The sequence below is a fragment of the Sulfitobacter sp. 1A13679 genome (assembly GCF_043557115.1).
Lineage (GTDB): Bacteria > Pseudomonadota > Alphaproteobacteria > Rhodobacterales > Rhodobacteraceae > Sulfitobacter > Sulfitobacter faviae.
Window position 1 is genome coordinate 277,678 of sequence record NZ_JBIFFO010000001.1, and the last position, 11,170, is coordinate 288,847.

At 62.5% G+C, this 11,170-nt stretch carries 11 protein-coding genes; 8 read left to right on the forward strand and 3 right to left on the reverse strand.

Annotation, left to right across the window (positions count from 1 at the left end; genetic code table 11):
- Window positions 1-51: 51 nt before the first annotated feature.
- The gene (locus ACGYLA_RS01445) at window positions 52-552 is read right to left on the reverse strand and encodes a MarR family winged helix-turn-helix transcriptional regulator (RefSeq protein WP_271688566.1); all 501 of its coding nucleotides are present in this window, start codon (window positions 550-552) and stop codon (window positions 52-54) included.
- Between the two features lie 234 nt (window positions 553-786).
- On the opposite strand from ACGYLA_RS01445, the gene ectA reads away from it, so the two are divergent.
- From ectA to ACGYLA_RS01465, 4 genes are read left to right on the forward strand one after another with little or no spacing between them, the layout of a single operon-like run.
- Window positions 787-1,320 carry a diaminobutyrate acetyltransferase gene (gene ectA, locus ACGYLA_RS01450; protein WP_067261582.1) on the forward strand — a complete coding sequence of 178 codons (534 nt, stop codon included), beginning with the start codon at window positions 787-789 and terminating at the stop codon, window positions 1,318-1,320.
- A gap of 52 nt (window positions 1,321-1,372) precedes the next feature.
- Window positions 1,373-2,665 carry a diaminobutyrate--2-oxoglutarate transaminase gene (gene ectB / locus ACGYLA_RS01455; RefSeq protein ID WP_394429725.1) on the forward strand — a complete coding sequence of 431 codons (1,293 nt, stop codon included), beginning with the start codon at window positions 1,373-1,375 and terminating at the stop codon, window positions 2,663-2,665.
- A gap of 5 nt (window positions 2,666-2,670) precedes the next feature.
- Window positions 2,671-3,063 carry an ectoine synthase gene (locus tag ACGYLA_RS01460; RefSeq protein WP_067261585.1) on the forward strand — a complete coding sequence of 131 codons (393 nt, stop codon included), beginning with the start codon at window positions 2,671-2,673 and terminating at the stop codon, window positions 3,061-3,063.
- Window positions 3,064-3,068: 5 nt separating this feature from the next.
- Window positions 3,069-4,505, forward strand: a complete 1,437-nt coding sequence (locus ACGYLA_RS01465; protein WP_394429727.1) for an aspartate kinase — start codon at window positions 3,069-3,071, stop codon at window positions 4,503-4,505.
- 169 nt (window positions 4,506-4,674) lie between these two features.
- Here ACGYLA_RS01465 and ACGYLA_RS01470 read toward each other — a convergent pair whose 3' ends face one another.
- Entirely contained in the window at window positions 4,675-5,199 is a 525-nt protein-coding gene (locus ACGYLA_RS01470) for an invasion associated locus B family protein (RefSeq protein WP_082851954.1), read from the reverse strand.
- 186 nt (window positions 5,200-5,385) lie between these two features.
- Here ACGYLA_RS01470 and ACGYLA_RS01475 point away from each other — a divergent pair, with 186 nt between their 5' ends.
- Window positions 5,386-6,366: an asparaginase gene (locus tag ACGYLA_RS01475; protein ID WP_209216824.1), complete on the forward strand. Its 981-nt coding sequence runs from the start codon at window positions 5,386-5,388 to the stop codon at window positions 6,364-6,366.
- Window positions 6,367-6,420: 54 nt separating this feature from the next.
- On the opposite strand, the gene serB is transcribed toward ACGYLA_RS01475, so the two are convergent.
- Complete coding sequence (gene serB, locus ACGYLA_RS01480) at window positions 6,421-7,296, reverse strand: phosphoserine phosphatase SerB (RefSeq protein WP_394429729.1); 876 nt, start codon at window positions 7,294-7,296, stop codon at window positions 6,421-6,423.
- 154 nt (window positions 7,297-7,450) lie between these two features.
- Here serB and ACGYLA_RS01485 point away from each other — a divergent pair, with 154 nt between their 5' ends.
- The 3 genes from ACGYLA_RS01485 to ACGYLA_RS01495 all read left to right on the forward strand — a co-directional run bounded on the left by ACGYLA_RS01485 (window position 7,451) and on the right by ACGYLA_RS01495 (window position 11,169).
- On the forward strand, window positions 7,451-8,614 hold the full coding sequence (locus ACGYLA_RS01485) for a phosphoserine transaminase (protein WP_394429731.1): 1,164 nt from the start codon (window positions 7,451-7,453) through the stop codon (window positions 8,612-8,614).
- Between the two features lie 95 nt (window positions 8,615-8,709).
- On the forward strand, window positions 8,710-10,305 hold the full coding sequence (serA, locus tag ACGYLA_RS01490; protein WP_394429733.1) for a phosphoglycerate dehydrogenase: 1,596 nt from the start codon (window positions 8,710-8,712) through the stop codon (window positions 10,303-10,305).
- Window positions 10,306-10,440: 135 nt separating this feature from the next.
- Window positions 10,441-11,169 carry a metallophosphoesterase family protein gene (locus ACGYLA_RS01495; RefSeq protein ID WP_394429735.1) on the forward strand — a complete coding sequence of 243 codons (729 nt, stop codon included), beginning with the start codon at window positions 10,441-10,443 and terminating at the stop codon, window positions 11,167-11,169.
- Window position 11,170: the final 1 nt, after the last annotated feature.

Below are 11,170 nucleotides of genomic sequence, written 5' to 3' on the forward strand. Positions count from 1 at the left end.
GAAAAGGCGCGATTTGCAAAAGGGTTTGGCCGCCGAGGTCTGGGACCGCCCTCAATAGGTCTTCTTGCTTGTGCGCAACTCCCCCGTCGCGAGAACCGGCGCGGCATCCAGACTGTCCACGTTCAGCATCGCCGCCACACGCTCCAACGACGACACCAGCTGCGCCTGCTCCCAATCGGCGAGATCCGCAAAGGCCCGGACGTAGCGCTGTTGCAGCGCATCGGGGGCTTCCTCCAACACATCTTCGCCTTGAGTGGTCAAGGTGATGTTGGTCTGCCGACGGTCCTGCGCCGAGGGCTGGCGCGAGACCAAGCTGCGCGCCACCAGCTTGTCGACCAAGGCGGTCACGGTGGCTTGGCTCACCCCCATCTGATTGGCGAGGGTCTTGGCCGTCGGGTCTTTCTTCTCTCCCACGATCTGCAAAACGCGCAGCTGCGCAGGGGTCACCCCCGCGGCCTGCGCCAGATCGCGCGCATAGAGTTCGGTGGCCCGCAAAATGCGGCGCAAAGCGATCAGACTTTCGTCGACCCGGTCGGGATGTTTCTGCGTCATGGTGCATCATTGCACATTGGCGGCATTCTCAGCAATCGCTCAAAACCCGCCTGATCGCTTAGTATAGCTAAGCGAAGCCGCCTAATTTCATTCGGAAAACGAAACAAATATGCACAGTTCTATGGCGCTTAAAGCACGCTATAAGCGCATTTTGAAGTAATTTGCTTTGATTGTTGAAGTATTACCGTGCATGACTTATTTAGCCTATCGAAACAATCAGGGAGCCACGAACGGATGCAGAATAAACTCGACATGAAAAAAGCCCGCACACCCAAGCTGCGCAAGCCCAATGCCGAGGACGGAGCCGCCATCTGGCGGTTGATTCGCGACTGTAAGCCGCTCGACGAAAATTCGCTCTATGCGAACCTGATCCAAGCCGACCACTTCCGCGACACCTGCGTAGTGGCCGAGTTGGACGGTGATATCGTGGGCTGGATCTCCGGCCATATGATCCCTGCCCAAGATGCTTTCTTTGTCTGGCAGGTCGCCGTCAGCCCCAAAGCCCGTGGCCTTGGGCTGGGTAAAACCATGCTGATGGAACTGGTGAACCGGGATGAGACCGAGGACGCCAAGACCCTCAAAACCACGATCACCCGCGACAACGACGCCTCTTGGGGGCTGTTCCGCAGCTTTGCGAACCACATCGGCGGCGATCTTTCCGATGCGCCCCACTTTACCAAAGACGCCCACTTCGAGGGCGCGCATGACACCGAACATATGGTGACGATCACGCTGCCCGAGGCCGCCGCGCTGAAACGCGCCGCGTAAACCGCAGCTGACAATTCACACGACAGACTCTCTAGAAGAGAAAGGAATTCCTATGCCTAAGGACATGGCACAGAACACGACCATCTTTACCCGCCGCGAGAGCGAAGCCCGCTCCTACTGCCGCGGTATGAACGCCGTTTTCACCCGCGCCAGCGGCTCGGAAATGTTCGATGGCGAGGGCAACCGCTACATCGACTTTCTCGCCGGCTGCTCCTCGCTGAACTACGGGCACAATGACCCGGACATGAAGCAGGCGCTGGTGGAGCATATCACCGCTGATGGCATCGCCCACGGCCTCGACTTTCATAGCGAGACTAAGGCGGCCTTCCTCGAAGCCTATGAGGAGAAAATCCTCAAGCCGCGCGGCATGGACTATAAGGTCATGATGACCGGCCCGACCGGCACCAACGCCGTTGAAGCCGCGATCAAGCTGGCCCGTAAGGTGACGGGGCGCACGAACGTGATCTCCTTCACCAACGGCTTCCACGGCATGACCATGGGCGCGCTGGCGCTGACCGGCAACAAAGGCAAGCGCGGCGGCGCGGGCGGAGGCTCGCTGGCCGATGTCACCCACATGCCCTTCGAAGGCGCATTGGGCGAAAACGTGAACACGCTTGAGATGATCGACGCGATGCTGTCGAACCCGTCGTCGGGCATCGACGCGCCCGCGGCCTTTATCTTTGAGCCGATCCAAGGCGAAGGCGGGTTGAACGCGGCCTCCGACGCATGGATGCAGGGCATCGAGAAGATCGCCCGCAAACATGGTGCGCTGCTGATCGTTGACGACATTCAGGCGGGCTGTGGCCGTTCGGGGAGCTTCTTTTCGTTTGAGGCATCCGGCATCAAGCCTGACATGATCACCCAAGCGAAATCGCTTTCCGGCTTTGGCCTGCCCTTCGCAGCCCTGCTGATCGCGCCGGAGCATGACATCTGGAAGCCCGCCGAGCACAACGGCACCTTCCGCGGCAACACCCATGCCTTCGTCACCGCCCGCGTCGCGATTGAGAAGTTCTGGTCCGATGACACCTTCGAAAAGGCGCTGGCCGAGAAAGCCGTGCTGCTGACCACCGCGCTCAAGGATGTGGCCGATCTGGTCGACGGTGCCACGCTGAAAGGCCGCGGTCTGATGCAGGGCGTCGACGTCGGCTCAGGCGAGTTGGCCGGTGCGATCTGCGCGCGCGCCTATGAATTGGGCCTTGTGATCGAAACATCGGGCGCGAACGACGAGATCGTAAAATATCTTGCCCCGCTCACCACGCCGGAGAAGGTTATGCGCGAAGGCTTTGATATCCTTCTTCAAGCGACCCGCGATGTGACGGGCAACATGAAACTGGCAGCGGAGTAATACCGATGATTGTACGCGATTTTAACAAACTTCAGGGCACAGACCGTCACGTGGCGGATGCGAAATGGACCTCCACACGGATGCTTCTGGCCGATGACGGGATGGGGTTTTCCTTCCACATCACCGTGCTTGAGGCCGGGTCGGAACACACGTTCCACTACAAGCACCACTTCGAAAGCGTCTATTGCATGAAGGGCAAAGGCTCGATCACCGATCTCGCCACCGGCGAGACGCATGAGATCACCCCCGGCGTGATGTACGCCCTGAACCTGAACGACAAACACACCCTGCGCGCAGAGGAAGAACTGCACATGGCGTGCTGCTTCAACCCGCCGGTCACCGGCAACGAAGTGCACCGCGAAGATGGTTCCTATGCGCCTGCCGAGGAGGTCGCTTAAGTTTTATGACTCAACCGTCCCACACTGTCGAAAAAATCGGCGGGACGTCCATGTCCCGCGTGAACCAACTCAAAGATACGCTCTTTGTCGGTGACCGTAAGGGCGCGGACATCTATGGGCGCGTCTTCGTGGTTTCCGCCTTTGGCGGGATCACGAACCTGTTGCTGGAGCACAAGAAATCCGGCGAGCCGGGCGTTTACGCCCATTTGGCCAATGCCAGCAACGATCACGGCTGGCACGAGGCGCTGACCCGCGTCTCGGCTGAGATGCAGCGCGTGCACCGCGAGGTGCTGGAGCATCCCGGCGACATCGAACAGGCCGACGCCTTTGTGTCCGAGCGCACCCATGGTGCCCGCAACTGCCTGATCGACCTACAGCGCCTCTGCGCCTACGGCCACTTCCGCCTGTCGGAACACATGTTGCAAATCCGCGAGTTGCTGTCCGGTCTGGGCGAGGCGCATTCCGCCTTCGTCACCACAATCCTGCTGCAGCGCGCCGGCGTGAGCGCCCGTTTCGTCGACCTCTCGGGGTGGCGTGACGAGGGCAACGTGACGCTCGATGAGCGCGTCGCGCAGGCGATGGAGGGCATCGACCCTCATACGGAAATGCCCATCGTGACAGGCTATGCGCAATGCGCCGAAGGTCTGATGCGCGAATTCGACCGCGGCTATTCCGAGGTGACCTTCTCCAAGCTTGCCGCTCTCACCGGCGCGCGGGAGGCGATCATTCACAAGGAATTCCACCTGTCGTCCTGTGACCCGAAACTGGTGGGTGAGCATGCCGTCAAGAAGATCGGCCGCACGAACTACGACGTGGCGGATCAGCTGTCGAACATGGGGATGGAGGCGATCCACCCCAAGGCGGCCAAGACCCTGCGCCAAGCCGACGTGCCGCTGCGCGTGACCAATGCTTTCGAGCCCGAAGACCCCGGCACGCTGATCGACGACCGTCAGGCCGAAGCGCCCGCGGTGGAAATCGTGACCGGTCTCGACATCGTTACGCTGGAGTTGTTCGAGCAGGACATGGTCGGCGTCAAAGGCTATGACACCGCGATCCTCGACGTACTGACACGCCACAACGTGCGGATCGTCTCGAAGGTCTCGAACGCCAATACGATCACCCATTATCTGGACGCTTCGCTGAAGACGATGCGCCGGGTGGAGAAGGATCTGGCCGAGATTTACCCCACCGCCGAGATCACCACCCGCACGCTGTCCATGGCCTCGGTCATCGGGCGCGATCTGAATGGCTTGTCGGTGTTGCAGCGTGGCCTCGTGGCCATCGCAGAGGCTGGCGAGACGGCCATTGGCGCGAGCCAAGGGCCGCGCAACGTGGACGTGCAGTTCATCGTCGAGCGGGAAAGCCTGCAACCGGTGATCAAGGCGCTGCACGGTGCGTTTATCGAGGAAGAGGTGGCGGCGCCGCTCTCGCGGGCGGCCTGACGCCGGAATATACGACGTATTCTTAGCCGCGGCTCCCGAAAGGAGGCCGCGGCTTTTTCGTGCAAGGGCCATCGCCTGCGGCTTGTCCCGGGCCCGGGTGGCAATCTCGACCCAAACAAAAACGGCCCCGCAATCGCGAGGCCGTCCCAAACTCTCAAATCTCAGAGGCTCACCCCCCGCAGCGCTTCTCCGCATCTTCCACCGCAGCGGTGAAGCCCAGAAGCGAGAATGTGTCCTTGGTCTGCGTCCCGCGCGAAGACTTGCCGACCAGCGTCGCATCCGCACCGCGTTTCATCGCGGCGATGATCTTGGCGTCATCCGCAGTTGTCGCGGGCCACGCCCATTCGCCTTCGGTGAACAGCTCATAGGTATTGCCCGAAATGCTCATCGTCACGGTCGAGCCCGAGGCGAAAGGATAGCCGCCGGTGAAAGCAACCTGACCCTTGGCCTCTGCCGATGGACGATAGAATACCATCAGCAATGTCTGGCCCCGGTTCACCGCCACCACACGCCCATCGCGCGTGTTGACCACTTCCTTGGGGGTCGAGACGCCCCAGCATTCCGTCGGGTTATCTTCTACAAAGACGCTCCAGTCGGTCTTGGCCGCCACCCGGTTGGTGCTCTGCTCTTGCGCCACTGCGCCGCTCGCCACAAGGGCGAGCGCCCCAAGTGCAAGACCACATGTCTTCATCATTCCCATCTGTCCAGCCTCCAGCCGTCCTTGACCTCAACACGTCCACAGACCCCAACCGGGCAACCTCGGGCGGGTTGCTCTCTCGCGGGTGTCTGTTATCTGTTCGACACCAACCACAATAACGGCAAACGCGCGACCGACGAAACCCTGATTGGCAGGTTTTCGCCCAGAAACAGGATGAACCTCATGACCAAAGCAGCCCCCTTTGCGGAAATCTGGCGCGGACCCTTTCTGGAAAGCGTGCATTCCGGTCACGCCGTGATCTGCGATGCCAGCGGCCAGATCGTCGAGGCTTGGGGCGACCCGGAAAAGGTCATTCTGCCGCGCTCTTCTTCCAAGATGATCCAAGCGCTGCCGCTGATCAATTCCGGCGCGGCGGACAAGGCGGGGCTAAGCACCGAGCAACTGGCGCTGGCCTGCGCCTCGCACCAAGGAGCCGCCATCCACACCGACCGGGTGGGCGTCTGGCTCGACACGCTGGGTCTGGACGACGACGCCTTTCGCTGCGGCCCGCAGGAGCCCGCCGACCGCGACGCGATGGAGGGGCTGATCCGCGCCCATGAGAAACCCTGCCAGATCCACAACAACTGCTCGGGCAAACACGCAGGCTTCCTGACGCTGAACCAACATCTGGGCGGCGGCGCAGATTACGAAAAGCCAGAGCATGCGGTGCAAAAAGCCTGCCTTGAGGCTTTCGAGACGGTCACCCAAGAAACCTCCCCCGGCTATGGGATCGACGGCTGCTCGGCCCCGAACTACGCTTGCACCCTGCATGGCATGGCCCGCGCCATGGCCCATTTCGCCGCCGCCCCCGAAGGCTCTGCCGAGGCGCGCCTGCACGAAGCCATGCGCCTGCACCCCGAACTCGTCGCGGGCGAAGGCCGTGCCTGCACGGAACTAATGCGGGCGATGGATGGCAAGGTCGCGTTGAAAACCGGAGCCGAAGGCTTCTTCATCGCCATCTGGCCCGAGCGCAAACTGGGCATCGCATTGAAAGCCGCCTGCGGCACCACCCGCGCCGCCGAATGCGCGATCACCGCGTTGATGGTCAAACTGGGGGCGCTGGACGCCAACCACCCCGCCGCGCTCAAGCGGATGAACGCGCCGATCAAGAACTGGCGCGGGCTTGAAACCGGGATGCTGAAACCAGCGGCGGGGCTGCTTTAAGCCACTCGCGCTGCCGCCTTGCTCTAAGGAAGCGGCAGCGCCCCGCGGGCAGGCTCAGCCTGCAAATTCGCTACGCGCATAGCCCTGCACGAACAGCAGCGCGGTCAGATCGCCAAAGTTGATGCGGATGTCACATTCCGCCGCGACAGAAGGCTTTGCATGTAGCGCCACGCCCATGCCCGCGCGCCCCAACATGCCCAGATCATTGGCCCCATCACCCACGGCGATGACCTGATCCTCGGTGATCCCCAGCTTTGCCGTGATCTCTTCCAGCGCGGTGACCTTGGCCTCGCGCCCAAGGATCGGAAGCCCCACATCGCCCGTCAGCGCGGCCTGTTCAACCAGCAGCGTATTGGCGCGATTCTCATCAAAGCCCAGCATCTCGGCCACTTTGGCTGTGAAGGCGGTGAACCCGCCCGAGACCAGCGCGGCATAGCCGCCATTGGCCTTCATCGTGCCCACCAGCGCCCCGCCGCCGGGCATCAGGGTAATCCGCTCGGCCAAAACCTTGTCGACCACGCTGGCCTTTAGCCCTTTCAACAGGCCGACTCGCTCGCGCAGAGCGCCGTCGAAGTCCAACTCACCGTTCATGGCGCGGGCGGTGATCTCTTTCACGCGTTCTCCGACGCCTGCCTCATCGGCCAATTCGTCGATACATTCTTGCTGGATCATCGTGCTGTCCATATCGGCGAGCAGCATCTGCTTGCGGCGGCCTTCGGTCGGCACGATCACCAGATCGGCCCCCATGGACTGGCAATCTTCCCAGACATTCCAACGGTTTTCCGGCATCTGGGCCAGCGCAAACTCCGCCGCCTCATCCGGGGCCAGCCAAAGCGCGTCACCCCCGCCCCAAGCATTGCGCAGGCTTTCCACCAGCGCGGGGTCGAGGCTGGGGTTGGTGGGGGAGGTCAACAAGATTGCCGTGAACATAAGTTTCCGATCCGCATCATTCGCGCCGCGCAAAGCGACATGACCGGCGTCCTAGCGTCATTTTGCGACTTGCGCCAGCCCGGCCTCCCCGCGTATCCCGGCAAGTGGGACACCCTTCCCCAACGAAGGGCGATTATCTGAGAGGGTAGCATCAATGGCTATTGAACAACCGGCACCGCGCCCGGAAGCGAAACCTGTTGCCGTACCGGCAAACCCACGTTTCTCCTCCGGCCCCTGCGCCAAAATCCCCACATTCGATCTGACCAAGCTTGGCGATGCCCCGCTGGGACGCAGCCACCGTGCCGCGCCCGGCAAGGCCAAGCTCGCCGAGGCGATCGAGACCACCCGCGAAGTGCTTGGCGTGCCCGCCGACTACCGCATCGGCATCGTGCCCGCCTCCGACACTGGCGCTTTCGAGATGGCCATGTGGTCGCTCCTGGGCGAACGCCCGGCCGAGATGGTCGCTTGGGAAAGCTTCGGCGCAGGCTGGGTCACCGACGTGGTCAAACAGCTGAAAATCGAGGCGCAGGTCCACACCGCCGAGTATGGCGAGATCGTCGACATGGCCGCGCTGAACTATGACAACGACGTCTGCTTTACTTGGAACGGCACGACCTCTGGCGTGCGCGTACCCACGGGCGACGTGATCCCGGCGGACCGCGCGGGGCTCACGCTCTGCGACGCGACCTCCGCCGCCTTCGCGCAGGACCTGCCGTGGGACAAGCTCGATGTGACAACCTTCTCTTGGCAGAAGGTGCTGGGCGGCGAAGCGGCGCATGGCATGCTGATCCTCTCCCCCCGCGCCGTGGAACGGCTGGAGAGCTACACCCCCGCGTGGCCGCTGCCCAAGATCTTCCGCCTGACCAAGGGCGGCAAGCTGAACGAGGGCATCTTCCGCGGCGAGACGATCAACACGCCATCGATGCTCTGCGTCGAGGATTACCTGCTGGCGCTCGACTGGGCCAAATCCGTGGGCGGCCTGAAAGGCCTAATCGCGCGTGCAGACGCAAACACAAAGGCCGTGGCCGATTTCGTCGAAGCGCATGACTGGATCGACTTCCTCGCCACCGATCCCGCGACACGCTCCAACACCTCGGTCTGCCTCAAGTTCACCGACGACCGCATCAAAGACGGCGCCGCCTTTGCCAAGGCCGTGGCCAAGCGGCTGGCGGACGAGGGCGCAGCGCTCGACATCGGCGCCTACCGCGATGCCCCTCCGGGCCTGCGCATCTGGTGCGGCGGCACGGTCGAGACGGCGGACATCGAAGCGATGCTGCCTTGGCTCGCATGGGCTTTCGAAGCCGAAATCAACGCGTGATGCGATGGTGCGCGAGGATCGCGCACCCTACTCCCCCCTCTCGTCGGCTGCGCGTCTCTGCGCACCGCTGACCCCGTTTATGAAGGACCAGAGAAATGGCCCCCAAAGTACTCATTTCCGACAAACTCTCCGAAGCTGCCGTTCAGATCTTCCGCGACCGCGGCATCGACGTGGATTTCCAGCCCGATCTGGGCAAGGACAAAGACAAACTGGCCGAGATCATCGGCAATTATGACGGCCTCGCCATCCGCTCGGCCACCAAGGTGACGGAAAAGATCCTCGCCAATGCGCCGAACCTCAAAGTGATCGGCCGCGCAGGCATCGGCACCGACAACATCGACAAGGAAGCCGCCTCGAAACAGGGTGTGATCGTGATGAACACGCCCTTCGGCAACATGATCACCACCGCGGAGCACGCCATCGCGATGATGTTCGCCGTGGCGCGGCAGATCCCCGAGGCGAGCGCCTCCACCCATGCGGGCAAATGGGAGAAGTCCAAGTTCATGGGGGTCGAGCTGACTGGCAAAACGCTGGGCGTGGTCGGTGCGGGCAACATCGGCGGCATCGTCTGCGACCGCGCGCGCGGGCTGAAGATGAAGGTCGTGGCCTATGACCCCTTCCTGGGCGAGGAAAAGGCTGAGAAGATGGGCGTGGAGAAGGTCGAGCTTGATGAGCTGCTGACCCGTGCCGACTTCATCACCCTGCACGTCCCCTTCACCGAGCAGACGGCGAACATCCTGAGCCGTGAGAACCTCGAAAAAACCAAGCCCGGCGTGCGCATCATCAACTGCGCCCGCGGCGGTCTGGTGGACGAGGAAGCGCTGGCCGACCTACTGAAGTCGGGCCATGTGGCGGGCGCGGGCTTCGACGTCTTCGCCGAAGAACCGGCCAAGGAAAACCCGCTCTTCAACCTGCCCAACGTGGTCTGCACCCCGCACCTCGGCGCCGCGACCACCGAGGCGCAGGAGAACGTGGCCCTGCAAGTGGCCGAACAGATGTCCGACTACCTGCTGACCGGCGCCGTGACCAATGCGCTCAACATGCCCTCGGTCACCGCCGAAGAGGCCAAGGTCATGGGGCCGTGGGTCAAGCTCGCTGGCCACCTCGGGGCCTTCATCGGCCAGATGACGGACGAGCCGATCAAGGCGATCAACATCCTCTACGACGGCTCGGTCGCCAAGATGAACCTCAAGGCGCTGAACTGCGGCGTCGTGGCGGGCATCATGAAACGCGCCAACCCGGACGTGAACATGGTCTCCGCCCCCGTGGTCGCGCGTGAGAAAGGCATCCAGATCTCCACCACCAACCAGGACAAGTCCGGCGTTTTCGACGGCTACGTCAAGGTGACCGTGGTGACCGAGAAGCGCGAGCGCTCCATCGCGGGCACCGTCTTCTCGGACGGCAAGCCGCGCTTCATCCAGATCAAGGGCATCACCATCGACGCCGAGATCGGGGAGCACATGCTCTACACCACCAACGAAGACGTGCCCGGCATCATCGGCACGCTGGGCCAGACCATGGGCGAGAACGGCGTGAACATCGCCAACTTCACTCTCGGCCGCCACACCGCCAAGGGCGAGGCGATTGCCCTGCTCTATGTCGACGATCAGGTGCCCGAGACAGTGATCGGCAAGCTGCGCGACACCGGCATGTTCCGGCAGATCAAGCCGCTGCAATTCGACGTGGCCTAAGGCCCGCACGACCTGCACAATCTGGAAGCGCCCCCTCGCGGGGCCCTTTTGCTTTTGGGGCATTGTCGGGCCTAAGCCTTCCCTTCCCCGCCGCTTTGCGGCATCACGAGGGGGTGCAGAAGGACAGGAACGATCATGCCCAGCCCCATCTATGCCATCGGAGACATCCACGGTTACGCCGCCGAGCTTGAGCGCGTTTTAACCCTGATCGAAAAAGACGGCGGGCCGGAGGCGCAGATCGTCTTTCTGGGCGACTACACCGACCGCGGCCCCGACAGCAAAGCGGTGATCGAACGGCTGGCCGAAGGGAAAGCCGAGGGCCGCAATTGGACCTTTCTGATGGGCAATCACGACCGCATGTTCAGCTGGTTCATGGAGGATTTCCCCCGCCACGATCCGCTGCTGCTGGTTGAACTTAACTGGCTGAACCCGCGTTTGGGCGGCGACACGACACTGGGGTCCTACGGCGTGTCGGTCAGCGGGCGCGACCGGATGTCAGAGGTGCATGAGAAAGCCCGCGCAGCGGTGCCGCAGAGCCATGTGGATTTCCTCAAGACCCTCGCCCTGTCACATCAAACGCCCGGCCTGTTCTTTGCCCATGCGGGCATCCGCCCCGAGGTGCCGCTGGACGATCAGCGCGAGAATGATCTGCTGTGGATCCGCAAGGAGTTTCACCAATACACCGCGCCGCATCCCAAGCTGATCGTCCATGGCCACACGCCGGTCGACAGTGCCATGCACTATGGCAACCGGGTGAACCTCGACACCGGGGCGGGCTATGGCAAACCGCTCTGCGCAGCGCTGTTCGAAGGGGAGGACGTTTGGGTCCTCACGCAACAGGGGCGCAATCGCCTGCGCCCCTGAG

Bases quoted from the DNA above. Each gene is read 5' to 3' on its own strand.
- ectB (WP_394429725.1), top strand. From the start codon at position 1,373: ATGCCTAAGGACATGGCACAGAACACGACCATCTTTACCCGCCGCGAG.
- ACGYLA_RS01495 (WP_394429735.1), top strand. From the start codon at position 10,441: ATGCCCAGCCCCATCTATGCCATCGGAGACATCCACGGTTACGCCGCC.
- serB (WP_394429729.1), bottom strand. From the start codon at position 7,296: ATGTTCACGGCAATCTTGTTGACCTCCCCCACCAACCCCAGCCTCGAC.
- ACGYLA_RS01465 (WP_394429727.1), top strand. From the start codon at position 3,069: ATGACTCAACCGTCCCACACTGTCGAAAAAATCGGCGGGACGTCCATG.
- ACGYLA_RS01470 (WP_082851954.1), bottom strand. From the start codon at position 5,199: ATGATGAAGACATGTGGTCTTGCACTTGGGGCGCTCGCCCTTGTGGCG.
- ACGYLA_RS01445 (WP_271688566.1), bottom strand. From the start codon at position 552: ATGACGCAGAAACATCCCGACCGGGTCGACGAAAGTCTGATCGCTTTG.
- ectA (WP_067261582.1), top strand. From the start codon at position 787: ATGCAGAATAAACTCGACATGAAAAAAGCCCGCACACCCAAGCTGCGC.
- ACGYLA_RS01460 (WP_067261585.1), top strand. From the start codon at position 2,671: ATGATTGTACGCGATTTTAACAAACTTCAGGGCACAGACCGTCACGTG.
- serA (WP_394429733.1), top strand. From the start codon at position 8,710: ATGGCCCCCAAAGTACTCATTTCCGACAAACTCTCCGAAGCTGCCGTT.
- ACGYLA_RS01475 (WP_209216824.1), top strand. From the start codon at position 5,386: ATGACCAAAGCAGCCCCCTTTGCGGAAATCTGGCGCGGACCCTTTCTG.
- ACGYLA_RS01485 (WP_394429731.1), top strand. From the start codon at position 7,451: ATGGCTATTGAACAACCGGCACCGCGCCCGGAAGCGAAACCTGTTGCC.